Genomic DNA, 22,116 nt, shown 5'->3' with positions numbered 1-22,116 from the left:
CTATGTCTGCCCCGTTGTCCATCTCAGGTCGCGTCGCGCGGCGCGCGTCTGAGGGACAGTCGGAATACGGTGTGTCCCGGAACAGACTCGGCCAAAATCCAGCCGTCGTGGTCCGAGATGATTTTACTGACCAGCGCCAGCCCAAGACCGGTGCCGTTTTCCCTGCCCGACACAAACGGATCGAAAATGTCGCTTCGGATCTTGTCCGGCAGCCCCGGGCCGTCATCGATGATTTCGATCTGCAGGGGCAAAGAATGCCCCGAACCGTCGCTGCGGCGCAGGCGGAAGGAATGTTCGAAATATGTCCGCAGGCGGATTGTACCGCCCTTGGGGGACGCCTCGGATGCATTTTTGAGCAGGTTCAGTACGACCTGCAAAAGTTGATCCGGGTCACCATAGGCCAGCGGCAACGAGGGGTCGTAATCTTCAATAATCGTCATATGCGCGCCAAAGCCCAACAGCGCCGAGCGCCGCGCACGGTCCAGAACGTCATGGATATTGACTGGTTTGAAATCTGGCTGGGTCAGGTTCCCAAATTGCTCGACCTGCTCCAAAAGCTTCACTACTCGGCGGCTTTCAGCAACGATAAGATCTGTAAGTTCAAGGTCTTGCTGGCTGATATTCATGCTCAGAAGCTGCGCGGCCCCGGTAATCCCCGCCAACGGGTTCTTGATTTCATGCGCCAGCATTTCGGCCATGCCAATCGCCGATTGCGCCGCAGATTTTACCGTGTTGCCCCGTGTCATCCGCCCCGCCAGTTCGCGTGGGGACATGGTCATGATCATCGACCCCGGATGCCCAAGCAGCGGCGCAATTTGCAAAGCGCATTGCAGCGGCGCCCGATTACCTGACCCCACATCCACATCATTCACGAAAAGCGGTGTGCCCTGTTGGCGTGCACGCAAAAACGCTTCTTCCAGTGGGGCATCCACGGCGATCTGGTCCCAGACCGGGTGACCGATAACTGCATTACGGGAGGCGTTCAGGAACCCCTCTCCGGCGGAATTCACATCGGTGATCCGGTCATCGGCATCAATAATGAAAGCCGGAACCGGCAGTGAAGCCCAGATGTTCTGGTCCGAGGTCATGCTGCTGCCTCTGCGTCGCTGTTCAGGGCATCACCCAACAGGTGCAGCACCTCGGTGGTATCCCGCGAGGTCAAAACCGCACGGCGCATGGTTGCCGGGGTTGCGGCCTCATCCATGTACCAACCCAGATGTTTACGCGCCACGCGCAGCCCCAGATCGGTGCCGTAAAAGTCCAGCATCGCCTCATAATGACCGCGCACCATGTCGATCAGGTCGCTATTGGCGGGGATGACAGGCGCTTGTGCGCCATACAAATCGTGGCACATCTGGGCCAGCAGCCATGGCTTACCCTGCGCCCCACGCCCAACCATGACGCCATCAGCGCCTGACTGGTCCAAAGCCGTGCGCGCTGCATTAGTATCTACGATATCCCCGTTCGCGATGACGGGGATCGAGACCGCCTCTTTCACCGCTCGGATCGCTTGCCAGTCCGCGCGTCCCTTGTAGAATTGGCACCGCGTGCGCCCGTGGATTGTGACCAGTTGGATGCCCGCACCTTGCGCCCGGCGCGCCACGTCCGGCGCGTTCAGCAGGTTGTCGTCCCAGCCCAGACGAGTTTTCAGTGTGACCGGAATGTCGACAGCCTCGACCACGGCCTCAATCAGCGTCAGCGCGTGATCCGGCGTCTTAAGCAGCGCCGAACCGGAATAGCCATTCGTCACTTTCTTTGCCGGGCAGCCCATATTGATGTCGATCACCCGCGCCCCGCGATCGGCCACCTGACGCGCAGCCTCGGCCATCCAATGCGCCTCGCGCCCGGCCAGTTGTACGGCGGTGTTTTCAACGTCAGCAGACAGCTCGGCCCGCTCGCGCACGCCCGGTTTGGCCTGCACCATTTCCTGACTGGCGACCATTTCGCTGACGACCATGCCCGCGCCAAACCGCATCACCAGATCGCGGAACGGTCGATCGGTGATCCCGGCCATCGGAGCCAGCATGACCGGCGGATTCAAGGTTTTGTCGGCGAGGTGCAGGGTCAACGTGCTTAATCCTTGGGCAGTTGCGACTTAGATATCGAATTCGGCGCATATGAACAACAAAACGGCAGGAAACAAGCTTGCAAAATCATCAACTGCCTATTTTTTAAGCAACTTGACGCGGGTGATTGCCTCTACATTCACCGCAGCTTAAACACTGCCCTCAAATCATCGGAGAATTCACCCAATGACCACCGCCGCCATCATTGTCGCCGCAGGACGCGGGTTGCGCGCCGGAGGCGGCATTCCCAAGCAATGGCGACCATTGGCCGGACGCAGAGTTGCGGATTGGACCATCGACCGGTTTCGCGATCAGGTCGACCATATTGTTCTGGTGCTGTCCGAGGATGATCAGACCGCTTGGGACGAGTTTTTAGGCTCTGATCTGCTGCTGGCAAAAGGTGGCAGCGATCGCGCCGGTTCGGTACGGAACGGGCTGGATGTATTGGATGGGATGGGGATCGAACATGTCCTGATTCACGACGTCGCCCGCCCCTGCGTGAACAACCAGACTATTACGGACGTCCTGACCGCCCTAGCCACGAATGAGGCTGCAGCACCCGGTCTGGCCGTCACAGATGCGCTTTGGACCGGTGACGAAGCCGTAGTGACCGGAACGCAGGACCGGACGGGTCTTTTTGCAGCCCAGACCCCTCAGGGTTTTCGCTATGACGCGATTGTCGCGGCGCACGCGGCCCATTCTGGCGGCGCGGCGGACGATGTCGAGGTCGCCCGTGCCGCTGGCATGAACGTGGTGATCGTGCCAGGCGACGCCGATAACATCAAAATCACAAGACCCGAGGATTTTGCCCGGGCGGAACGCATATTGGGGACGGACATGGATGTAAGACTGGGCAACGGCTATGACGTGCATCGCTTTGGCGACGGGGATCACGTGATCCTGTGCGGCGTCAAAATTCCGCATGACCGGGGGCTACAGGGCCACTCGGATGCGGATGTCGGCATGCATGCGGTTACTGATGCAATCTATGGCGCGCTGGCGCAGGGCGATATTGGCCAGCACTTTCCGCCCACGGACCCGCAATGGAAGGGCGCGGCAAGCGAGATCTTCCTGCGCCACGCGGTCGAGCTGTCGGTCCAGATGGGTTACAACATCTCGAATGTTGATTGCACGCTGGTCTGCGAATACCCAAAGATCGGTCCGCACGCGCCCGCGATGCGTGAAGAAATGGCGCGCATTATGGGGCTGCGCGTCGATCAGATCTCGGTCAAGGCGACCACGTCCGAACGCCTTGGTTTTACCGGGCGAAGCGAAGGCATCGCCTCATTGGCGACAACTTGTCTGGTGAAGTCATGAACGCCGCGCAATTGATCGGGACGGTTTGCGGCGTCGGATATCTGCGCCCGGCACCCGGAACATGGGGATCTCTGGCCGCCCTGCCCCTGGCCTGGGTTCTGCATACGTTGGGTGGTTTTCCCTTGTTGGTCATCGCCACTGTGGCCGTTTTTGTCGGTGGCCTGTGGGCAACCAAAGTGATGACTGCTGGGCAGGAAGATCACGACCCGTCCGAAATCGTCATCGACGAAGTAGCCGGGCAGTTCATCGCGCTTTGGGCCATTTCCTACCCATCTTGGGCGCATGGAATTGATATCACAGCCCTTTGGCCCGGCTGGATCGCAGGTTTCCTTCTGTTTCGCCTGTTCGACATCACGAAACTCGGCCCGGTGGGTTGGGCTGACCGCAAAGGTGACGCGATGGGTGTGATGCTGGACGATGTGATCGCCGGCGTCTTTGCCGGGATCGGCGTTCTGGTTCTCGCCGGCATCTCACACGGTGTTTTGGGCCTATGAATGTCGCCGCTTTGCTTGACCGCGCCAAGTCGCAAGGCGTGATGATCGCGACAGCCGAAAGCTGCACCGGCGGCATGGTCGCTGCCGCACTGACGGATATTCCAGGCAGCTCGGCCGTGGTGGATCGCGGGTTTGTCACCTACACCAATGAAGCCAAGCAGCAGATGCTGGGTGTCCAGCCCGAAACGCTGGAAACTCATGGCGCGGTGTCCGAGGAAGTGGCGCAAGAGATGGCCGATGGCGCGTTGAGGAATTCAGACGCGCAATTGACTGTGTCCATCACCGGCATAGCGGGTCCAGGTGGATCCGAATTCAAACCCGAAGGCCGCGTGTGCTTTGGATTGGCAGTGGACGGGCAGAAGACGATAACCGAAACCGTGGAATTCGGAGCGTTGGGGCGTGACAAGGTGCGGCTGACCGCCCGCGATCATGCCTTGGACCTGTTGTCGCACGGCCTTTCGTCAATTGCTTAATAATCTAGCACTCCACTCATTTTGGCGCTCATTTAATCACCGGTTCACAAAAGGCCCTTAAAACAGGCGTCAAAAACCACCTCTGCCTCTTTTTTCCCCGCCTTCTCTCCGCTTCAACGCCAGCTACGCAAGCTGAAGACGCCACAGAGGAGACCGGCTGATGAACGGAGCCGATACCGCCTGGATCATAGTTGCAACTGCACTGGTCCTATTCATGACATTGCCGGGCCTCGCCCTGTTCTATGGCGGCCTCGTGCGCGCCCGCAACGTGCTGAGCGTTTTCATGCACTGCTTCTCAATCGCCTGTTTGATGAGCATCCTGTGGCTGATCGCCGGATACTCGATCGCATTTGGTGACGGCGGATCGGGCCTGTGGGGCGGTCTTGGCAAAGCCTTCCTGAACGGAGTTGATGTCGACAGCCTGTCGGGCACCCTGCCCGAGGTTCTGTTCTTTGCCTTCCAGATGACATTCGCAATCATCACCCCCGCCCTCATCATCGGCGCTTATGTCGAGCGTGTGGGTTACGGGTTTGTCATGATCTTCTCAGGCCTGTGGATGCTGCTGTGCTACGCACCCGTCGTCCACTGGATCTGGGGCGGCGGCATTCTGACCGATGGCGGCATTCTGGGTGAGATCGGCGTACGTGACTTTGCAGGTGGCATTGTGGTGCATGAAACGGCAGGTCTGGCCGCGCTGATCATCGCTGTGGCGCTTGGCCCGCGCCGCAACCGCACAACCCCGCCGCACAATCCGGGCTATGTCATGATCGGCGCTGCGATGCTGTGGGTTGGCTGGTTTGGCTTCAATGGCGGTTCGCAATTGGCGGCAGATGGCGGTGCCGCAATGGCGATAACTGTTACGCATATCTCAGCTGCAACCGCATCGCTGACGTGGGCGCTGTACGAACGTGTCAAATACGGCAAAGCCTCGATGGTGGGCCTGGTTACAGGTACCATTGCGGGTCTGGCCTCGATCACTCCGGCCTCAGGCTATGTCGATCCGGTTCAGGCGCTGATCATCGGTGCCGTAGCAGGTGTGCTGTGTCAGGAGGCCGTAAATATCATCCGTAACAAGCTGAACATCGACGACACTCTGGACGTGTTCGCGGTGCACGGCGTAGGCGGCATCTTTGGCACCATCATGATCGCTGTGTTCGGCCTGGGTGCCTGGACCGCGCAGTTGGGCGGGCTGGTCATCGTAGGTGTCTTTACGGCAGTTGTCACATTTGTGTTGATCAAGGTGGTTGCGCTGATCACCCCGCTTCGCGTAGATGCAGAAACCGAGACAAACGGGCTCGATCTTTCGGTACACGGCGAGCGTGCCTATGACATGAGCAGCTAAGCCCACCTTGGCTGCCTCTTGCCCGCAAGGGCCAAAGCGGGCCTCTTCGTGAGGTCCGCTTTTCTTTTGCGCACACCCCTCTCGACTCTGGGACGGGGGACAGGCTATCAGCCCGCAACGTCATTTTGTCCCGAGGTTGCACCATGATCCCCAGCTCTTTCCCCGATAGCACCGAAATCGCCCGCCTGACCGCGCGGATGCTGCTGGAGATCAAGGCCGTCCATTTCAATTCGCGTGAGCCGTTCACACTGGCCAGCGGCTTGCCCAGCCCGACCTATATCGACTGCCGCAAGCTGATCTCGTATCCGCGCATACGGTCGACCCTGATGGATTTCCTGACGGTCACCGTGATGCGAGATGCCGGGTTTGAGGCATTCGACAATATCGCTGGCGGTGAGACCGCGGGCATCCCATTCGCCGCTATGGTCGCCGAACGTATGGCGCTGCCGATGACCTATGTGCGCAAAAAGCCCAAGGGTTATGGCCGCAATGCCCGTATCGAAGGCGCGATGAGCGAAGGTGAGCGCGTTCTGCTGGTCGAGGATCTGACCACCGATGGCGGGTCCAAGCTGTCCTTCGTGGATGCGATCCGCGAAACAGGTGCCACTTGTGGGCACACGGCGGTCATTTTCTACTATGGCATCTTCCCCGAGACCGAAAAAACCTTGGGCGACCACGGCATCCAACTGCATCACCTGTGCACATGGTGGGATGTTCTGGCCGAAGCCAAAGCGCAGAAAGCCTTTGATCAGGAAACACTTGACGGTGTCGAAGCCTTCCTGAAAGACCCGCGTGGCTGGCAGGAAGCAAATAAATCCACGTAAACCTCTTGTGGACAGATTGGGGATAAGCCCAGAAGAATCGGTCGACCGGCCACGATATCTGGTGACTTTCCCCCCAATTCCTACATAATAAGCTACGCATACACAGGTATCCAAACTGTCAGGAAAGTTATCCCAAGGCTTTATCCATAGTTAGCCACAGGTATTTCCAGATAGCCGACACGCCAAAATAGCGTGTAGAAAGCGCCGCAGGGCAGCGGGGACAAAATGAACGAGATAAGCAGCATCGAGCAGGCAGCAGCTCGGATTCAGAACGCCGAAACCATGCCGCATTCCATTGAGGCCGAACAGCAGCTTCTGGGTGCGATCCTGACCAATAACGATCTTTATGATCGGGTCGCCTCAATCATCGGGGCCGAGCATTTCTATGACCCGGTTCACTCCCGGATTTATGAGGTCGCCTCGACCCGGATCGCCAAGAATGCGCTGGCCTCGCCCGTGACGTTGAAATCCTTCATGGCCGAGGATGAGGGCCTGCAGGAACTGGGAGGCCCGGCCTATCTGGTCAAACTGGCGGGCGCTTCGATCAGCGCCTTTGCGGTGCATGACTATGCCCAGATGATTTATGATCTGGCAATCCGGCGCGAGCTGATCCGCCTGGGCCGCGATATCTCGGACAAGGCAGCGCGGGTCGACATCAGCAGCGAACCAAAAGAACAAATCGTCGAAGCCGAGCAACAGCTTTATCAGTTATCCGAGCAGGGCCAGACCGAACAGGGATTTCAATCCTTCCTCAAGGCGGTCACAGAAGCCGTCAACGTCACCAACGAAGCGTACCAGCGCGGTGGTGGCATGGCAGGGATTTCCACCGGTCTGGCCGACTTGGACAAACAACTGGGTGGCTTGCACCCGTCTGACCTGATCATTCTTGCCGGTCGTCCGTCGATGGGAAAAACCTCTCTGGCGACCAACGTGGCATTCAATGTCGCCAAGGCGTACAAACGTGGGCTGAAACCAGACGGCTCAGAGGGCGCGGTTGACGGCGGTGTCGTTGGCTTTTTCTCATTGGAAATGAGTGCCGAACAGCTGGCAGGCCGAGTTCTGGCTGAAGCCTCCGAAATTTCATCCCATAAGATCCGCCAAGGTGACATGACCGAGTCCGAGTTCCGCCGCTTTGTCGACGCGGCCAAGGAACTGGAAGCCTGCCCGCTTTTCATTGACGACACGCCCGCCCTGCCGATTTCGCAGTTGGCGGCTCGGGCACGCCGTTTGAAACGGACACATGGTTTGGACCTGCTCGTTATCGACTACCTGCAGCTGTGCAGGGGAATGGCCGAAAACCGCGTCAACGAAATTGCCGAAATTTCGATGGGCATGAAAGCCATCGCCAAGGAATTGCAAATTCCGGTGATCGCCCTGTCCCAGCTTTCGCGTCAGGTTGAAAACCGCGACGACAAGCGCCCACAACTGTCCGACTTGCGGGAGTCAGGCTCGATCGAACAGGACGCCGACGTGGTGATGTTCGTGTACCGTGAGGAGTACTACAAGGAACGCGAAAAGCCCGGCGATCACGAACTTGAAAAGATGGAAGAGTGGAAGCAGGCCATGGAGCGTCTGCACGGCAAGGCCGAAGTCATTGTAGGTAAGCAGCGCCACGGTCCCATCGGCACGGTTGACCTCTCGTTCGAGGCGCAGTTCACCCGTTTTGGAAATCTGGTCAAACCCTGGCAACAGGACGGACAGATTGAGGGGTATTAATCCTCACCACAGCTCGGGTTTGTTGAATGCACTGACACATTGAGATGGCCCCTTGAACGGCGCCATCTCAGCCCCTGTCAACGATTGCCCCAACCACCCGTGCGGATGGCTTAACGGCAGAGGAGCTTGGGCGACTTTTTCTGAAATCGGAAAAAACCCGGTTTTGCCGTAGTAGTTCGGATCGCCGTAAGTCACCACAAAATCCACTTTGTCACGGCGCAGCTCGTCCAACCCAAACGCGATCAGTCGCTGCCCTATCCCCGCTTTCTGGCGATCCGTACGCACGGCAACCGGCGACATCAGGAACACCTGTCGCGGATCTTGGTCAAAGAGCAGCCGCGAAAACAGGATGCAACCCAGCACTTGGGGGCCAGCATGGGCAATGGCTGCACTCAAATCGCCGTCAGGCGTTGTGGCCAACAGATCCGAAACCAACGCGCCGATCGCGGTCCCTTCTTCATCGCTTTCTGAAGCCGTGAACACCCTCCTGAACAAGCCGGGCAGCGCGGCCTCCCATTCATCTTTCCCTGTCGTGAATTCCATGGTGAACTCTCTTCAATCGTCCGTGGGTCTGTTTCTGGTTCAACGATTACACGCCGATGCACCCGGTTGAACATAGGACGGATACAATGGCGATGCAGAGGCGAGCCGAACATGTTTTTACGCCAATGCCTTGCACCGTTGGCCAATAGTTGCCCATGAACGCGGACAAGTTTGCATTTATAGCCGTCTACCCCCTTGACCTGCCGTGATCCAATGTCATGAACGGTTCCATGAGTACCGCACGTTTGACGATTAATCTTCAGGCGCTGGCCAGCAACTGGCGCGCGCTCGATGCAAAAACGGATGTCGAAACCGGCGCCGTGGTCAAAGCTGACGCCTACGGCCTGGGGGCCGAGCCTGTGTCCGCGACCCTGGCAGAGGAAGGCGTTCGAAAATTCTTTGTTGCAGTTGCCGAAGAAGGGGTTGCCGTGCGTAAAGCCATCGGCCCCGGACCGATGATCGCTGTATTCTCGGGTCATATGGAAGGTGACACCGATCTGCTACGCGATCACGATCTGATGCCGCTGATCAATGCGCCCGAGCAATTCATGCGCCATCAACAGGCGCTTCCAGATCATCCCTTTGGCATTCAGCTGGACAGCGGCATGAACCGCCTTGGTCTGGAACCTGCTGACTGGGCTGAACTGCGCCCAAAGGCCGAGGCACTGAACCCCGTCGTAATGATGTCGCACCTAGCCTGTTCGGACGAACCCGATCATCCAATGAATCGCCAGCAACTAAAGACCTTCCGCGAGATGACTGATGGCACCGCATCACCAAGGTCGCTGGCGGCCACAGGCGGTACGTTTCTTGGGCCCGAATTCCACTTTGATTTCTGCCGCCCCGGCGTCGGTCTGTACGGCGGCATGCCTTTTGCCGAAGCGAAACCGGTGGTGACGGTTGACCTGCCGGTGATCCAAGTTCGCCCGGTCGAGGTCGGTGAATCGGTCGGATACGGCAACAGCTGGGTCGCGCGCCGCCCCTCTCGCATTGCGACCGTTGCCGCTGGTTACGCAGACGGTTTGCACCGCGCCATCGGCGGTGGGATCGACGCGTTTTCCGGCAGCCAGCCCTGCCCTGTTGTCGGACGCATTTCGATGGATCTGATCACGGTAGACGTCACCGATCTGCCCGAAGATCCCGAACGCCTGCGCATTCTGAACGGACATCAAACAGTCGACGACCTGGCCGAAGCCGCCGGCACCATCGGATATGAAATCCTGACGTCGCTGGGCGCGCGTTTTTCCCGGGGATACGTCGAATGAACCCTTTGGCCGTGCTGGGTGGGCTGGGCCGTGCTGTCCTGTCCATGCTTGCCAACTTTGGCAAGGTGGGAATTTTCGCGCTGGACGCGATCTCACACATCTTTCGGCCACCCTACTATCCGCGCGAATTTGCCGTTGCCCTGATGAATGTGGGCTGGCTGTCGCTGCCGGTTGTTGGCCTGACCGCAATCTTCACTGGTGGTGCGCTGGCCTTGCAAATCTATGCGGGCGGTGCGCGTTTCAACGCCGAGGCCGTAGTACCCCAGATCGTCGCCATCGGCATGGTGCGCGAACTTGGGCCGGTGCTGGTTGGCCTTATGATCGCCGCGCGCGTGACCTCATCCATTGCAGCAGAAATCGCTACGATGAAAGTGACCGAGCAGATTGACGCGCTGGTCACCCTGTCGACCCACCCGATGAAATACCTGACGGCGCCGCGGGTTCTGGCCGCACTCATCACCGTGCCCTTACTGGTCGGTATCGGTGATATCATCGGCATCGCAGGCGGCTATGTGGTTGCGACCCAAAATCTGGGCTTCAACGCGGCAACGTACCTGCAAAACACGGTCAATTTCCTTGAAACCAAAGACATCGTGTCATCGCTGGTTAAAGGCGCAGCCTTTGGCCTGATCGCAGCCATCATGGGCTGTTACTACGGCATGAATTCAGGCCGCGGAGCGCAAGGCGTTGGCCGAGCGACCAAGTCATCGGTCGAATCCGCCGCGATCATGATCCTCGCTGCCAACTTCATTCTCACAGGGGTGTTCTTCTCGGTATGATCAGGATGGAGAACGTAGCAAAAGCCTTTGGCGACAATCAGGTTCTGCAGAGCATGAGCCTTGAGATCCCCAAGGGCACGTCGATGGTCATCATCGGTGGTTCAGGCACCGGCAAGTCCGTGGCGCTGAAGTGCATTCTGGGCCTGATCAAACCCGATAGTGGGATGATCTACGTAAACGGTAAGGACGCGGCCAAGGGCGATCGTGATAAATTTCTGGCCCGCTTCGGAATGCTGTTTCAGGGCGCGGCACTGTTCGATTCCCTGCCCGTCTGGCAGAACGTTTCCTTCCGCCTGCTGCGCGGCCCGTTGAAGCGCCCTGCTGAATACGCGCGTGAGATCGCTATCGAGAAACTGCGCCGAGTGGGCCTTAAATCCGATGTCGCCGACCGCTTTCCGTCGGAACTGTCCGGCGGAATGCAGAAGCGCGTGGGCCTTGCCCGTGCCATCGCCGCCGAGCCCGAGATCATCTTTTTCGACGAACCCACCACCGGCCTCGACCCGATCATGTCCGGCGTCATCAACGACCTGATCCGCGAGATCGTGACCGAGATGGGCGCCACCGCGATGACCATCACTCACGACATGAGCTCGGTCCGCGCGATTGCCGACAACGTGGCCATGCTGCACGGAGGGGTCATCCAATGGACCGGCCCGGTCAGCCAGATGGATGCCTCGGGCGATCCTTATGTCGAGCAGTTCATCAGTGGGAGTGCGGAAGGGCCGATTGAGGCGGTAAGATAAAGATGAACGTCAGCCTGATAGAACTATCAGATTTCATAAGGCTTTTGGGCCTTGCGTATTTGGCGGGTATTGTGATCTCTACATCCGGCGTTTTTCCCGCCTTCGCGAAGTCACAGTTTTCGAACAGCAAATACGACGAGTCTCAGACCCTTATTCAAAGAAAACAGCTCGGCTGGAGTTTCGGACTGCTAGCCGAAGACGAGAGCAATGCCAAAGCAACCGCTCTGACTTGGATAGCGGTAGTTGTTCTAATCGCGGTGGCCTACTTTGGAATGCGCTGGGCAGAAAATGCACAAATCCCTGCACTGAATATCACTCTGGGAATTACGTGCATCTTTTTAGGGCTTAACTACCGCAGACTGTTTTTGCGAAAATGGGCTGGAAAAGCATGGAAAATCGACTTTGCAAGCTTTCTGGTTGGATTGTTTATTTTGATTACCCAAATATAGATTCATGCTCCGCCTTGCCACCCTTTCACTCCTGATCCTCTATCCCATCGCGTGGTTCGCGCCGCTGATGCGCGCGGGGTTCCTGCCGATCTTCGGCCTCAGCGAGATCAGCGTCATCACCGGCCTGCAGTCGCTGTGGAAATCAGACGTCTTTCTGGCACTGATCGTCACCATCTTCGCCCTGTTTGCGCCCTATATCAAAACAATCGGTACCGCCCTGATCCAATGGGACATGCTGGACCCACGCGTCCAACCCGCACTCAACATCCTCGGGAAACTGGCTATGGCCGACATTTTCCTCATCGCGCTTTACATCACGCTGGCCAAGGGAATCTCTTACGCCACCATCGAAACCGCGTGGGGTCTTTACCTGTTTACGGCGTGCATTCTGGCCTCGCTCGCATTGGGCCACATTACCGAAATGACACGCAGATCACGAAATCCTCAGACGTAATTGATTGAAAACGCTTATCTGAGTATCATCTTTATATTTCGAGCAGAAAATTTTTGTAGTTTCGGTCCTGAGCGGATCATTCTGTGTGTGTTAGATGTTTCCCGCTTTGGGCTGGTGTGTTCCGGTTTCAAAAGGAGTTCGTCTAAGATGACCGCCCTCCACAACATCACATTGCAATTTCAGAATGCCTTTTTAAGATTGACTTTTTTCCTCATTTGCATCGCAGCCTTTTTCTCGGTCGGTGCGTGTCTTTTGTCCGCTTTGGGGGTTTTCCCCTGGCTATTCATGCAGGCCGGTTTTGGCACAGCTCCGGCTGTGGACGCAGGTATGTATGTCCAGATTGGTCTGACGGTGCTGATTCTCATGCTGGCGTTCTATCTGCCTGCAAATGCCCGGATGATGGCCCTTGAGAGGTCTCATCGTAAGTTCTCGCTAAACATGCACGACGTTGCTCAGGCCTACCACTTGGCCCATACTGCAGATCGCGGCGAAACGTTCCTGCTGTCGTCTGAGTTTGACGCAGTCAAGGAAAGAATGGCCTTCCTACGCCACCACCCAGACCTGCAATCGCTCGAACCCGAAATCCTGGAGCTGGCCGCACAGATGAGCCATATCAGCCAAGAGCTGGCAGAAACCTATGGCGATGCTCGTGTCAGCCGCGCCCGCACGTTCCTGCAGCAACGTCAGGAAGAGATCGAAACGTTCCAGAAGCGGATCGAAGAAGCGCAGGTCATCCAGCATGAGCTGCGCCAATGGACCCACGATATCGAGATGGAAGAATCCATTGCCAAATCGCAGCTGGCGCGTTTGCGGGACGAACTGTTTGAACTGCTGCCCGAATTGTCGGCACAGCTTCAATCGCCCGTCGACGACCGCGATCCCAAGAAATCGAGCGTCATTGCAATGTCGCCGCCCCGCGCCGCCGAATAGGCGCGACAGCGCCCGCCGGGAACGATGGCCCATCGGGCCTGAGGACGCGGTGCGCCATCGGCAGAGATGAAAGCCCTGCTAGGGCTTGAAGAACCGCCCGCGCTCGGGCACCAAGGCCGAATGGCAAAGACAACTTTCTCCTGCTCGGCCTGCGGCGCAACGCATTCCCGGTGGTCCGGTCGGTGCGACGGCTGCGGTGAATGGAACACAATCACGCAAGACGTGCCTCTTTCGGCTGGCCCTGCAAAGAAATCCCTCGGCGGCAAACGTGGCCAGTCCATTACACTCACGGACCTGTCGACCGAGGAAACACCGCCGCCGCGCACCTTGTGCGGCGTAGAAGAACTGGACCGCGTTTTGGGTGGCGGTCTGGTCCCGGCCTCGGCCCTGCTGGTTGGGGGCGATCCAGGTATCGGCAAGTCGACGTTGCTGTTACAGGCCGCAGCGCGGTTTGCACGTGCTGGCGTCAAGACGATTTACGTGTCTGGCGAAGAAGCCAGCGCTCAGGTGCGCATGCGCGCGCGCCGTCTGGGTCTAGAAGACGCACCGGTTCAACTAGCCGCCGAAACCAACCTGCGGAACATTCTGACGACGCTTGAGGCTGAGAAACCCGGTCTGGCCATCATCGACTCGATTCAGACCATGTGGGCCGACAATGTGGACAGCGCACCGGGTTCGGTGTCACAAGTCCGGGCCGCAGCACATGAATTGACCACGTTTGCGAAACGACACGGTGTTTCAATCATCATGGTCGGCCACGTCACCAAGGAAGGCCAAATTGCAGGTCCTCGCGTCGTCGAACATATGGTCGACACCGTTCTTTACTTCGAAGGCGAGCGCGGCCATCAGTTCCGCATCCTACGTGCGGTCAAGAACCGCTTTGGCCCTGCGGATGAGATTGGCGTGTTCGAAATGACAGGCAAAGGCCTGGCACAGGTGACCAACCCATCGGCCTTGTTTCTGTCCGAGCGCGGCACACCCAGCCCTGGGTCAGCCGTATTTGCCGGGATCGAAGGCACACGCCCCGTTTTGGTTGAATTACAAGCGCTTGTAGCTCCGTCCCCGCATTCACAACCGCGCCGGACCGTTGTCGGTTGGGACAGTGGCAGGTTGGCGATGATCCTCGCCGTGCTCGAAGCACGCTGTGGCATCCCTTTTGCAGGTCTCGATGTGTACCTCAACGTCGCCGGCGGATTGAAAATCGGTGAACCCGCCGCAGATCTGGCCGTTGCCGCAGCCCTGCTGAGTGCCCGAGAAGACACAGCCCTGCCCGCAGATACCGTTGTTTTCGGAGAAATCTCGTTATCTGGGGCACTTAGACCGGCCCCACAGACCGAAAACAGGTTGAAAGAAGCCCAAAAACTTGGTTTCACATCGGCAATCGCTCCGGCGGGCGGCAAAACCGGTACTGTGGCAGGTCTGACACTCACCCGACCCTCTGATTTGGTTGGGTTTGTTGGCGAAACCTTCGGAGCAGGTTAAAGTCGCCCCCTGAGGGGCAGAAAAAAACAGGCGAGGGCCATGGAAGGTTTTACAATAATTGACGGGGTCGTTGCCCTGATCGTCGTCGTTTCAGGCATTCTTGCCTATTCGCGCGGCTTCTTACGTGAGGTTCTGGCCATAGCAGGCTGGGTCGCAGCCGCAGTGCTGGCCTTTATTTTCGCACCCCAAGCGGTGCCACTGGTCAAAGAGATCCCGGTTGTTGGGGATTTCCTGCGCGACAGCTGCGAATTGTCCGTCATCACGGGCTTTGCTGCGGTATTCGCAGTTGCACTTATTATTGTCAGCATCTTTACGCCCCTGTTTTCGTCGATCGTCCAGCGATCTGCTTTGGGCGGACTGGATCAGGCACTTGGCTTTTTCTTCGGCATCGCCCGCGGCATCCTGTTGGTTGCCATCGCGTTCTTTGTCTATGACACGGTGATGACGGGTCAGTCCTATACGATCGTTGACGAAAGCCGCTCGGCCAAGGTGTTCGAGCAGTTCAGCGACAAGATCGAAGAACAGAACCCCGAAGCGGCTCTTGGCTGGGTCACCCGCCAATATGAAGAACTGGTCGCCAGCTGCGCAGAAGGTTCCGCACCGGCCGAGGATCTGACAGCCCCCACAACTACGGAATAAATGCCTGGCACGGGTGCCACCCATGCTGCAATTGTTGAAACGAGCCGCCGCTTTGCCGGCGGCTCGTTTTCGTTTGTGCCCGTGCTTTTTTTGTAATTGTTTGGAAGATCTTTCCCTGAACGGTTGTCATTAAGTACTTCTTGGGTGTCTTGCCGGGTCTTCAAAAAACCCACACATCCCGATCAAAATCCTCCTAAAAGCGCACTTCTACTTGAGCTTCCAAGTGTTCTTTTTCGGTTGTCCGTTTTCGTAGATCCGAAACTCATTTGCGCCGATGCGTTCGACGCTCCAGCACTTTTGCCCCCAACTCCCTTTCTCACACCACTGATCGTCTTTGACGAACCAGTCCCCCGTGTATTTGTCCTTACCGTCCCAAAGCCCGTTGAGTTTGCCGTTCTTCTTGCTTGTTGCCTTGCTGTATGCCTGAATCCACGGCGTCTTTCCGTCATTGTTAGAGACGCCAGACAACTGGCCGCCAGGTATTGTGGCAAGAAGCTCTTCCTGAGTCATGAAAACTTGCGCAAACGCTGTTGTCGTCGTCATGGCTCCAAAGCCTGCAGCAATGACTGCCACGCTCAGAAATGAACGCACACTTTTGAGTTGAAAATTACAAAGTCCGTAAGACATGAAACACATCCTTTTCGACAAATCCGAGATTGTAATGACTACTTTTCCCGTTGAGCTACCAGAGAGTCTCAACGCTAGGATTGTATCATAATGACACCAAAACCCCAAAAACTGACGCTGATGGCGCACTGCGGAAGGAAATCACGTCTAATCCGGTCCCATTCCGGGCGCCCGACCAGAGTCACCGGATATCCGCTTGTCAGAGCCCAGTACAAAAACAATTAGCTGAAAAGTTTTCGAGATCTCTTTTCGACAAAAAAGGGCACTGGTTCGCAGCTACACCCGTTTTTTTTGCTTAGTAGATCTTCGGGCTCAGACGAACCCTTCGCCTGCACAAACCGTGCATCTGATCGTCTTCAAACCGAAACAACCGTCGCAGCGATTAAAAATCGGCTTTCCGTGAATGTCGCGACTTTTGATGACTTCACCCGATCCGTTACAGATCTGGCAAGGTGCCCGCCCCATACCCCTGCATCGGTGACACCGGCGCTTTACCGGTTCTTCTTTTTTGTTTCCTTGTTTGTGCTGCCACATGGCGGGTATCCGATCGAACCTTTATCATTGCCGAAAACTCACTATGTCGACCATGACACCACATGCCTGCGGTCCCTGTCACCTTTTCATGTTGTTTTTGACAAAATCCGCATGCGTCAAATCGCGAATGTGATCCTTTGATGACACAGGCGCGCTTAGGCATTATGTGAGTGGCGAACTGACATGGAATCGGAGCTGCCGATCTTGCTGTATCTGTTTTCTTACGCGCTTGCCCTTGCGACGCTGGCGTGTTTGCGCCGCCAATCGGCCGGGCGACAATGCGTACAGATACCGCTGTCCAGACGGCCCGACCCGCACACCTAATCAACATAAACACGTCATGGAAATTGGAGCCCGTATATGTGTGGCATTTTAGGGATCGCAAGCAGGACACATGATGTCTTTGCGGAAATCTATGACGGGCTGCTGATGTTGCAGCACCGGGGTCAGGATGCCTCGGGGATCGTGACCTATACTGGTGAGTTCTTCCGTGAGAAGAAAGCCAACGGGCTGGTCAAGGACGTCTTTAACGCCAGTGACGCCGAGACCCTGCTGGGACAGGTCGGTATGGGACATGTGCGCTATCCTACGGCCGGATCGCTCAGCGCGGCTGAGGCGCAGCCGTTTTTCGTCAACGCGCCCTATGGCATCTATCTAGTCCATAACGGCAATATCACCAACACCGCCGAGCAGCGCGAGAAAGTCACAGCCAAATACAGCCGCCATCTGCGCACCACTTCGGATTCAGAGATTCTGCTGAATGTTCTGGCGGACAAAGTGGCCGACGCAATCAAGGTCAACGGCAATGCCGAACCCATCCGCAATATCTTTGCCGGTGTAAAGATGACAATGGAACGCGTTCAGGGTGCTTATTCAGTGATCTGTCTGGTGGCCGGCGTTGGTATGCTGGCGTTCCGCGATCCCTACGGCATTCGCCCCCTGTCGGTTGCCAAGCGCGATGTGGATGGGGACGGCGACGACTATGCCTTTGCGTCCGAGGATGTCGCCTTCGGTATCAACGGGTTTGAAAAGCTGCGCGATGTGAAACCGGGTGAGGCCATCCTGATTGACCTCGACGGCAACATGCACACGTTCCAGGCAGTCGATGGTCAGCTGACCCCTTGTATCTTTGAGTACGTCTACCTGGCCCGTCCGGATTCGTTGTTGGATGGTGTTTCGGTCTACAAAACCCAGATGCGTATGGGTCAGACGCTGGCGCGCCAGATTGAGGCTGCAGGGCTAGAGATCGACCGCATCATCCCGGTACCCGATAGCGCACGCCCAGTGGCGCTTGAGGTCGCGAAAGCCACGGGCATTCCTTACCGTGAGGGTCTGGTCAAGAACCGCTATGTAGGCCGCACATTCATCATGCCCGGTCAGGAAGAGCGGCAGAAATCCGTGCGCCGCAAGCTGAACGCCGTTCCGTTGGAGTTCAAAGGGCACAACGTATTGCTGATCGACGACTCCATCGTGCGCGGCAACACGATCAAAAAAATCGTTCAGATGTGCCGCGAAGCCGGGGCCAAGAAGGTGTTCATCGCCAGCGCCTCGCCACCGGTAAAGTTCCCCAACGTTTATGGTATCGACATGCCCACAAAGCATGAGTTGATCGCAAACGGTAAGAACATTGAGGATATCCGTCAGGAGCTGGGCGCAGACGCCCTGTTCTATCAGGATCTCGATGACCTGATTTGGTCCGCCAAGGAAGGTAACCCGGATATCGAATCCTTCGATTGCTCGTGCTTTGACGGGAATTACATTACCGGCAGCGTCAGCGAAGACTATCTGGACAGCCTCGAAAACAGCAGCCGGGTCAGCAAGAAAAAGCAGGACATGCAGGTGCCCGGCGGGTCCTGGAATGCGGCCAAACTGGCGTCCGGCTAAGAATACGCCCCCGAATCAGATTGCAGTGATGGCCCGTTTCGCAATTGCTATGCGGGCCTTTTCACGTATTGGCTGCGCCTGATCGGTTGGTTTTCGCGCACAACTTTTCGATGAAGAAACCGCAATTGCAGGAACTTCGGCGACGCAGCTATTCAGCCGCGCTATCGCGCAATCCCCGCCTCTTTAGTTCCTGTCCTTCGTTTGATAGCGCATTTGCCGAACCACTTATAAAACAAGGGGTCAGGCCAACGTGGCCAGGCCGAAAATTATGTCAAACGCCAACGTCAAAAACGCGGCCACACAGACGGGCGCGCTAAAGAAGAACTCAGTCTCTGTGCTGGGCGTCTTTGGTCCAAAAGCTGACATGCGTGCGTTGGTGCGCCTGTCGTCAGGCCGGGTCAAAGAGGTCAAGCCCGGCAGCCGGGTGTCGTCGGGCACTGTGATTGCCATTGATGACGAAGGCGTCATGCTGCGACAAAGCGGCCAGACCAAGCGGATCGTCATCCCCGGAAGTTAATCTGTCTTGACGCCCTGCGCGCATGGGTTCAAACCGCCCTTATGACCGATCAGACTAAAATTGCCCTCATCACCGGGGCTTCGCGCGGATTGGGTGCTGCCCTGGCCGAAGCTCTGGCACCCGAGTATCACATCGTCGCCGTCGCCCGCACCACTGGTGGGTTGGAAGAGCTGGATGACCGTATCAAATCCAAAGGTGGCGCGGCCACGCTTGCGCCGATGGACATCGCGGACCCGAACGCCATGGCGACCCTGTGCCGGGGAATCCATGACCGATGGGGCAAAGTTGATCTGTGGATGCACACTGCAGTCCACACCTCGGCCCTGACGCCTGTGCATTTCGTGGACCCCAAGGAATGGACGAAGGCGGTCAACATCAACGCAACAGCCACGTCGGTTCTGATCCCGTATATCGCGCCCCTGTTGGGCGACAGCGGCCATGCGGTGTTTTTTGACGATCCCAAAGCGGGTGAGAAGTTCTATGGCATCTATGGAGCAACTAAGGCCGCGCAATTGGCGCTTGCCCGCAGTTGGGCGGTGGAGACAGAACGCACGGGTCCGCGCGTGTCGATCGTGGAACCCGCGCCAATGCCCACGGCTGTGCGCGCCCGGTTCCATCCCGGCGAAGACCGCGATGTGTTGACTAGCCCTGCGGATGAGGCGGCCCGAATTCTGACGCTATTGTAGGAATAGCCCTTTAAGCCATGCCTCCGGTGGGGATTTTTTGACCAGATGTAGCGGGCCGTCTACGCGATATGTACGCCGTTGCGCCCAGCCAGATCTACAAAGAACTGCCATGCCACGCGACCCGAGCGTCCGCCCCGAGTGGCTTGCCATTCGATGGCCTCGGCGCGCAGGATATCGGCGTCTACGGATACACCATGAGCCGCGCAATACCGGTCAATCATCGCAAGGTATTCATCCTGATCGCAGGGGTGGAAACCCAGCCACAGGCCGAACCGGTCAGAGAGCGAGACTTTTTCCTCGACCGCCTCTGACGGGTTGATTGCGCTGGAGCGTTCGTTTTCGATCATGTCCCGCGGCATCAGGTGACGGCGGTTCGACGTCGCGTAGAAAACAACGTTTTCAGGACGGCCCTCGATGCCTCCGTCCAGCACCGCCTTGAGTGATTTGTAGTGCTGGTCATCGTGGCTGAACGACAGATCATCACAGAATAGGATGAACCGGTGTGGGGCTGCGCGCAGATGGTTGAGAAGACGCGCGACCGAGCCCATGTCTTCACGCTGAAGTTCGACCAGTTTGAGGTCCGGAAAATCCTCCTGCAACGTACCGTGGACGGCTTTGACGAGGCTGGATTTACCCATGCCCCGTGCACCCCACAACAGCGCGTTGTTGGCCTTGTATCCGGCCGCAAAGCGGCGCGTGTTGTCCAGCAGCGTATCACGTGAACGATTAATGCCCACTAACAGGTCCAGATCGACACGGTTGACCTGTTTGACCGGCTCCAGCCGGTCCGGCTCAACTTGCCAGACAAAAGCTGGGGCAGCTTCGAAGTCGGGCGCGGCCAATGGGGCCGGTGCCATGCGTTCCAAGGCGTCAGCGATACGGTTCAGGGCTTGGTCGTTCATGGGCGCCTCCGGTCAGTTTTGCTGGTTTCAAACCATGTTCCGCCGGGCGCAACAAGAGCCGCGTACAAAAAAGGCGCGCCCTGACGGACGCGCCTGATTGTTACCGATCATCAGGATTACTTGCCTTCTTCTTCCTGAATGATCTCTTCGTCGGCTTCTTCCTCGTCGTCGTAGTAGCCGTCAGCGCGCAGTTGTTCCTCGCGCTTCTTCTCAACACGTGCGACCAGGAAGATCGAAACCTCGTACAGCCCATAGACGACCACGAACAGGATGACCTGCGTGATCACGTCAGGCGGTGTCACAAGCGCGGCCAGAACCAGAATGGCAACCACAGCGTATTTGCGCACGCCCCCCAGACCTTCGGCAGTTACCAACCCGGCTTTGCCCATCAGGGTCAATAGAACCGGCAGCTGGAAACACAGCCCAAAAGCCACGATGAATTTGATCGTCAGGTTCAGGTATTCCTGTGCCGAGCCCTGGAAGACCACGCTCAGCGGCGCTGTGGCGGTGCCGTCAACCACTGCCTCGCCTTCAGCTCCAAACTGCTGGAAGCCCAGGAAAAAGTCGTAAGCTAGTGGCGTGACTACGTAAAATGCAAAGCTTGCCCCCAGCAGGAACATGAACGGCGACGCCAGCATGAACGGCAGGAACGCATTCTTTTCTGTCCGGTAAAGGCCTGGTGCCACGAACCGCCACATCTGCATCCCGATATAGGGGAACGCCAGTATGAAGCCGCCCAGCAGCGAGACCTTGATGGCGACGAAGAAACCTTCCTGCGGTGAGATGAAGATCAGTCCACAATCCTGTCCGCGATCAGCAAGTACCTGACACAAGGGATTCGTCAGGAAGTTAAACAGCGGCGTAGCGACCGTGAAACAGATTATCATCCCGATCAGGAACGCCACGACGCAGTGAATCAACCGCGTGCGCAGTTCTGCCAGATGCTCGATCAATGGGGCCGAGCTGTCTTCGATCTCGTCGGTATTGCTCATGTCTTGCTTTCAGTATTCAGCGCGGCTTCGGCCTCTTCAGCCTTGGCTAGCGCATCCGCAGCTTCTTTGGCCTTACGCTCGGCAGCGGCACGCGCGGTCGAGGCCTGAATCTTCTTGGCCTGCTCGGCACGTTCAGCAGCCAGCTTGCCTGTCTCGCTGTCGGGGTCGAACTTGGTCGGGTCCATGCTCTTGGCCATTTCCTGCGCGGCTTCTTTGACACCGTCCATGGCGGTGTTCACAGGATTGGTGGCCGCATTCAGACCCTTCTTGATCTCGTTCACGCCCGCCTGATCCGCTGCCTCGTTCATGGCGCTGCTGAACTCGCGCGCCATGCCACGGGCCTTGCCAACCCAGCGGCCGACATTGCGGAACAACACCGGCAGATCCTTTGGCCCCACAACGATCAGGGCAACAACGCCGATGACCAGAAGCTCGGTCCAGCCCAGATCAAACATCTG

General features: G+C 57.5%; 25 protein-coding genes. 18 read left to right on the top strand and 7 right to left on the bottom strand.

The features are described 5' to 3' along the window. Window positions 1-23 precede the first annotated feature (23 nt). Window positions 24-1,088 carry a two-component system sensor histidine kinase NtrB gene (locus AC2FJE_RS20330; RefSeq protein ID WP_496761404.1) on the bottom strand — a complete coding sequence of 355 codons (1,065 nt, stop codon included), beginning with the start codon at window positions 1,086-1,088 and terminating at the stop codon, window positions 24-26. Further along, window positions 1,085-2,068, bottom strand: a complete 984-nt coding sequence (gene dusB, locus AC2FJE_RS20325) for a tRNA dihydrouridine synthase DusB (protein WP_496761402.1) — start codon at window positions 2,066-2,068, stop codon at window positions 1,085-1,087. The genes AC2FJE_RS20330 and dusB overlap by 4 nt, the downstream gene beginning before the upstream one ends. Before the next feature lie 184 nt (window positions 2,069-2,252). On the opposite strand from dusB, the gene AC2FJE_RS20320 reads away from it, so the two are divergent. From AC2FJE_RS20320 to AC2FJE_RS20295, 6 genes are all read left to right on the top strand, one after another. Further along, a complete protein-coding gene (locus AC2FJE_RS20320; RefSeq protein ID WP_496761401.1) occupies window positions 2,253-3,383 on the top strand; it encodes a bifunctional 2-C-methyl-D-erythritol 4-phosphate cytidylyltransferase/2-C-methyl-D-erythritol 2,4-cyclodiphosphate synthase in 1,131 nt (376 codons plus the stop codon). Next, window positions 3,380-3,877 (top strand): phosphatidylglycerophosphatase A family protein, encoded by a 498-nt coding sequence (locus AC2FJE_RS20315; RefSeq protein ID WP_496761399.1) that lies wholly within the window; start codon window positions 3,380-3,382, stop codon window positions 3,875-3,877. The genes AC2FJE_RS20320 and AC2FJE_RS20315 overlap by 4 nt, the downstream gene beginning before the upstream one ends. Then, window positions 3,874-4,350 (top strand): CinA family protein, encoded by a 477-nt coding sequence (locus AC2FJE_RS20310; RefSeq protein ID WP_108858459.1) that lies wholly within the window; start codon window positions 3,874-3,876, stop codon window positions 4,348-4,350. Before AC2FJE_RS20315 ends, AC2FJE_RS20310 begins: the two co-directional genes overlap by 4 nt. A 160-nt stretch (window positions 4,351-4,510) precedes the next feature. Further along, complete coding sequence (locus tag AC2FJE_RS20305; protein WP_108858458.1) at window positions 4,511-5,692, top strand: ammonium transporter; 1,182 nt, start codon at window positions 4,511-4,513, stop codon at window positions 5,690-5,692. A gap of 143 nt (window positions 5,693-5,835) precedes the next feature. Next, the gene (locus tag AC2FJE_RS20300) at window positions 5,836-6,516 is read left to right on the top strand and encodes an orotate phosphoribosyltransferase (protein ID WP_108858457.1); all 681 of its coding nucleotides are present in this window, start codon (window positions 5,836-5,838) and stop codon (window positions 6,514-6,516) included. 225 nt (window positions 6,517-6,741) lie between these two features. Beyond that, window positions 6,742-8,232 carry a replicative DNA helicase gene (locus AC2FJE_RS20295; protein ID WP_058278098.1) on the top strand — a complete coding sequence of 497 codons (1,491 nt, stop codon included), beginning with the start codon at window positions 6,742-6,744 and terminating at the stop codon, window positions 8,230-8,232. 3 nt (window positions 8,233-8,235) lie between these two features. Here AC2FJE_RS20295 and AC2FJE_RS20290 read toward each other — a convergent pair whose 3' ends face one another. Further along, the gene (locus AC2FJE_RS20290) at window positions 8,236-8,775 is read right to left on the bottom strand and encodes a GNAT family N-acetyltransferase (RefSeq protein ID WP_282168188.1); all 540 of its coding nucleotides are present in this window, start codon (window positions 8,773-8,775) and stop codon (window positions 8,236-8,238) included. A gap of 230 nt (window positions 8,776-9,005) precedes the next feature. On the opposite strand from AC2FJE_RS20290, the gene alr reads away from it, so the two are divergent. The 8 genes from alr (at window position 9,006) to AC2FJE_RS20250 (ending at window position 15,516) form a co-directional block, all read left to right on the top strand. Next, entirely contained in the window at window positions 9,006-10,040 is a 1,035-nt protein-coding gene (alr, locus tag AC2FJE_RS20285; protein WP_496754245.1) for an alanine racemase, read from the top strand. Continuing rightward, entirely contained in the window at window positions 10,037-10,819 is a 783-nt protein-coding gene (locus AC2FJE_RS20280; RefSeq protein ID WP_472723887.1) for an MlaE family ABC transporter permease, read from the top strand. Before alr ends, AC2FJE_RS20280 begins: the two co-directional genes overlap by 4 nt. Beyond that, the gene (locus AC2FJE_RS20275) at window positions 10,816-11,562 is read left to right on the top strand and encodes an ABC transporter ATP-binding protein (protein WP_108858454.1); all 747 of its coding nucleotides are present in this window, start codon (window positions 10,816-10,818) and stop codon (window positions 11,560-11,562) included. The genes AC2FJE_RS20280 and AC2FJE_RS20275 overlap by 4 nt, the downstream gene beginning before the upstream one ends. Window positions 11,563-11,564: 2 nt before the next feature. Beyond that, window positions 11,565-12,011, top strand: coding sequence for a hypothetical protein (locus AC2FJE_RS20270; RefSeq protein WP_496754248.1), 447 nt, complete (start codon window positions 11,565-11,567; stop codon window positions 12,009-12,011). 4 nt (window positions 12,012-12,015) lie between these two features. Next, complete coding sequence (locus AC2FJE_RS20265) at window positions 12,016-12,465, top strand: paraquat-inducible protein A (protein ID WP_108858452.1); 450 nt, start codon at window positions 12,016-12,018, stop codon at window positions 12,463-12,465. 147 nt (window positions 12,466-12,612) lie between these two features. Beyond that, window positions 12,613-13,395 (top strand): DNA repair protein, encoded by a 783-nt coding sequence (locus AC2FJE_RS20260; protein ID WP_496761397.1) that lies wholly within the window; start codon window positions 12,613-12,615, stop codon window positions 13,393-13,395. Between the two features lie 120 nt (window positions 13,396-13,515). Continuing rightward, window positions 13,516-14,877 carry a DNA repair protein RadA gene (gene radA / locus AC2FJE_RS20255; protein ID WP_058278214.1) on the top strand — a complete coding sequence of 454 codons (1,362 nt, stop codon included), beginning with the start codon at window positions 13,516-13,518 and terminating at the stop codon, window positions 14,875-14,877. Window positions 14,878-14,916: 39 nt separating this feature from the next. After that, entirely contained in the window at window positions 14,917-15,516 is a 600-nt protein-coding gene (locus tag AC2FJE_RS20250; protein WP_058271814.1) for a CvpA family protein, read from the top strand. Between the two features lie 207 nt (window positions 15,517-15,723). On the opposite strand, the gene AC2FJE_RS20245 is transcribed toward AC2FJE_RS20250, so the two are convergent. Continuing rightward, on the bottom strand, window positions 15,724-16,143 hold the full coding sequence (locus AC2FJE_RS20245; protein ID WP_496754253.1) for a hypothetical protein: 420 nt from the start codon (window positions 16,141-16,143) through the stop codon (window positions 15,724-15,726). A 717-nt stretch (window positions 16,144-16,860) separates the two neighbouring features. Between AC2FJE_RS20245 and AC2FJE_RS20240 the strand changes: the two genes are divergently transcribed. The 4 genes from AC2FJE_RS20240 to AC2FJE_RS20225 all read left to right on the top strand — a co-directional run bounded on the left by AC2FJE_RS20240 (window position 16,861) and on the right by AC2FJE_RS20225 (window position 19,764). Next, window positions 16,861-17,001 (top strand): hypothetical protein, encoded by a 141-nt coding sequence (locus tag AC2FJE_RS20240; RefSeq protein WP_160116486.1) that lies wholly within the window; start codon window positions 16,861-16,863, stop codon window positions 16,999-17,001. A 36-nt stretch (window positions 17,002-17,037) separates the two neighbouring features. Next, complete coding sequence (purF, locus tag AC2FJE_RS20235; RefSeq protein ID WP_058271817.1) at window positions 17,038-18,561, top strand: amidophosphoribosyltransferase; 1,524 nt, start codon at window positions 17,038-17,040, stop codon at window positions 18,559-18,561. 268 nt (window positions 18,562-18,829) lie between these two features. Further along, a complete protein-coding gene (locus tag AC2FJE_RS20230; RefSeq protein ID WP_058271935.1) occupies window positions 18,830-19,078 on the top strand; it encodes a hypothetical protein in 249 nt (82 codons plus the stop codon). A gap of 41 nt (window positions 19,079-19,119) precedes the next feature. Next, complete coding sequence (locus AC2FJE_RS20225) at window positions 19,120-19,764, top strand: SDR family NAD(P)-dependent oxidoreductase (RefSeq protein ID WP_282168181.1); 645 nt, start codon at window positions 19,120-19,122, stop codon at window positions 19,762-19,764. 59 nt (window positions 19,765-19,823) lie between these two features. On the opposite strand, the gene AC2FJE_RS20220 is transcribed toward AC2FJE_RS20225, so the two are convergent. The 3 genes from AC2FJE_RS20220 to tatB all read right to left on the bottom strand — a co-directional run bounded on the left by AC2FJE_RS20220 (window position 19,824) and on the right by tatB (window position 22,113). Further along, window positions 19,824-20,666 carry an ATP-binding protein gene (locus AC2FJE_RS20220; RefSeq protein ID WP_496754256.1) on the bottom strand — a complete coding sequence of 281 codons (843 nt, stop codon included), beginning with the start codon at window positions 20,664-20,666 and terminating at the stop codon, window positions 19,824-19,826. Between the two features lie 116 nt (window positions 20,667-20,782). Further along, complete coding sequence (tatC, locus tag AC2FJE_RS20215) at window positions 20,783-21,658, bottom strand: twin-arginine translocase subunit TatC (protein ID WP_282118280.1); 876 nt, start codon at window positions 21,656-21,658, stop codon at window positions 20,783-20,785. Then, the gene (gene tatB / locus AC2FJE_RS20210; protein ID WP_058271821.1) at window positions 21,655-22,113 is read right to left on the bottom strand and encodes a Sec-independent protein translocase protein TatB; all 459 of its coding nucleotides are present in this window, start codon (window positions 22,111-22,113) and stop codon (window positions 21,655-21,657) included. The genes tatC and tatB overlap by 4 nt, the downstream gene beginning before the upstream one ends. Between the last annotated feature and the right edge of the window lie 3 nt (window positions 22,114-22,116).

The organism is Ruegeria sp. CDSC002, from assembly GCF_059610905.1.
The sequence above is the reverse complement of the archived record's forward strand: the minus strand, read 5'-3'. Positions and strand labels throughout refer to the sequence as shown.

Excerpts from the sequence above, each read along its gene's own strand:
- AC2FJE_RS20245 (WP_496754253.1), bottom strand. The coding sequence starts at position 16,143 with ATGTCTTACGGACTTTGTAATTTTCAACTCAAAAGTGTGCGTTCATTT.
- AC2FJE_RS20305 (WP_108858458.1), top strand. The coding sequence starts at position 4,511 with ATGAACGGAGCCGATACCGCCTGGATCATAGTTGCAACTGCACTGGTC.
- AC2FJE_RS20270 (WP_496754248.1), top strand. The coding sequence starts at position 11,565 with ATGAACGTCAGCCTGATAGAACTATCAGATTTCATAAGGCTTTTGGGC.
- AC2FJE_RS20295 (WP_058278098.1), top strand. The coding sequence starts at position 6,742 with ATGAACGAGATAAGCAGCATCGAGCAGGCAGCAGCTCGGATTCAGAAC.
- AC2FJE_RS20260 (WP_496761397.1), top strand. The coding sequence starts at position 12,613 with ATGACCGCCCTCCACAACATCACATTGCAATTTCAGAATGCCTTTTTA.
- AC2FJE_RS20315 (WP_496761399.1), top strand. The coding sequence starts at position 3,380 with ATGAACGCCGCGCAATTGATCGGGACGGTTTGCGGCGTCGGATATCTG.
- AC2FJE_RS20300 (WP_108858457.1), top strand. The coding sequence starts at position 5,836 with ATGATCCCCAGCTCTTTCCCCGATAGCACCGAAATCGCCCGCCTGACC.
- tatB (WP_058271821.1), bottom strand. The coding sequence starts at position 22,113 with ATGTTTGATCTGGGCTGGACCGAGCTTCTGGTCATCGGCGTTGTTGCC.
- alr (WP_496754245.1), top strand. The coding sequence starts at position 9,006 with ATGAGTACCGCACGTTTGACGATTAATCTTCAGGCGCTGGCCAGCAAC.
- AC2FJE_RS20320 (WP_496761401.1), top strand. The coding sequence starts at position 2,253 with ATGACCACCGCCGCCATCATTGTCGCCGCAGGACGCGGGTTGCGCGCC.
- AC2FJE_RS20310 (WP_108858459.1), top strand. The coding sequence starts at position 3,874 with ATGAATGTCGCCGCTTTGCTTGACCGCGCCAAGTCGCAAGGCGTGATG.
- purF (WP_058271817.1), top strand. The coding sequence starts at position 17,038 with ATGTGTGGCATTTTAGGGATCGCAAGCAGGACACATGATGTCTTTGCG.
- AC2FJE_RS20265 (WP_108858452.1), top strand. The coding sequence starts at position 12,016 with ATGCTCCGCCTTGCCACCCTTTCACTCCTGATCCTCTATCCCATCGCG.
- AC2FJE_RS20330 (WP_496761404.1), bottom strand. The coding sequence starts at position 1,088 with ATGACCTCGGACCAGAACATCTGGGCTTCACTGCCGGTTCCGGCTTTC.
- radA (WP_058278214.1), top strand. The coding sequence starts at position 13,516 with ATGGCAAAGACAACTTTCTCCTGCTCGGCCTGCGGCGCAACGCATTCC.
- AC2FJE_RS20230 (WP_058271935.1), top strand. The coding sequence starts at position 18,830 with ATGTCAAACGCCAACGTCAAAAACGCGGCCACACAGACGGGCGCGCTA.
- AC2FJE_RS20240 (WP_160116486.1), top strand. The coding sequence starts at position 16,861 with ATGGAATCGGAGCTGCCGATCTTGCTGTATCTGTTTTCTTACGCGCTT.
- tatC (WP_282118280.1), bottom strand. The coding sequence starts at position 21,658 with ATGAGCAATACCGACGAGATCGAAGACAGCTCGGCCCCATTGATCGAG.
- AC2FJE_RS20275 (WP_108858454.1), top strand. The coding sequence starts at position 10,816 with ATGATCAGGATGGAGAACGTAGCAAAAGCCTTTGGCGACAATCAGGTT.
- AC2FJE_RS20220 (WP_496754256.1), bottom strand. The coding sequence starts at position 20,666 with ATGAACGACCAAGCCCTGAACCGTATCGCTGACGCCTTGGAACGCATG.
- AC2FJE_RS20250 (WP_058271814.1), top strand. The coding sequence starts at position 14,917 with ATGGAAGGTTTTACAATAATTGACGGGGTCGTTGCCCTGATCGTCGTC.
- AC2FJE_RS20290 (WP_282168188.1), bottom strand. The coding sequence starts at position 8,775 with ATGGAATTCACGACAGGGAAAGATGAATGGGAGGCCGCGCTGCCCGGC.
- AC2FJE_RS20280 (WP_472723887.1), top strand. The coding sequence starts at position 10,037 with ATGAACCCTTTGGCCGTGCTGGGTGGGCTGGGCCGTGCTGTCCTGTCC.
- AC2FJE_RS20225 (WP_282168181.1), top strand. The coding sequence starts at position 19,120 with ATGACCGATCAGACTAAAATTGCCCTCATCACCGGGGCTTCGCGCGGA.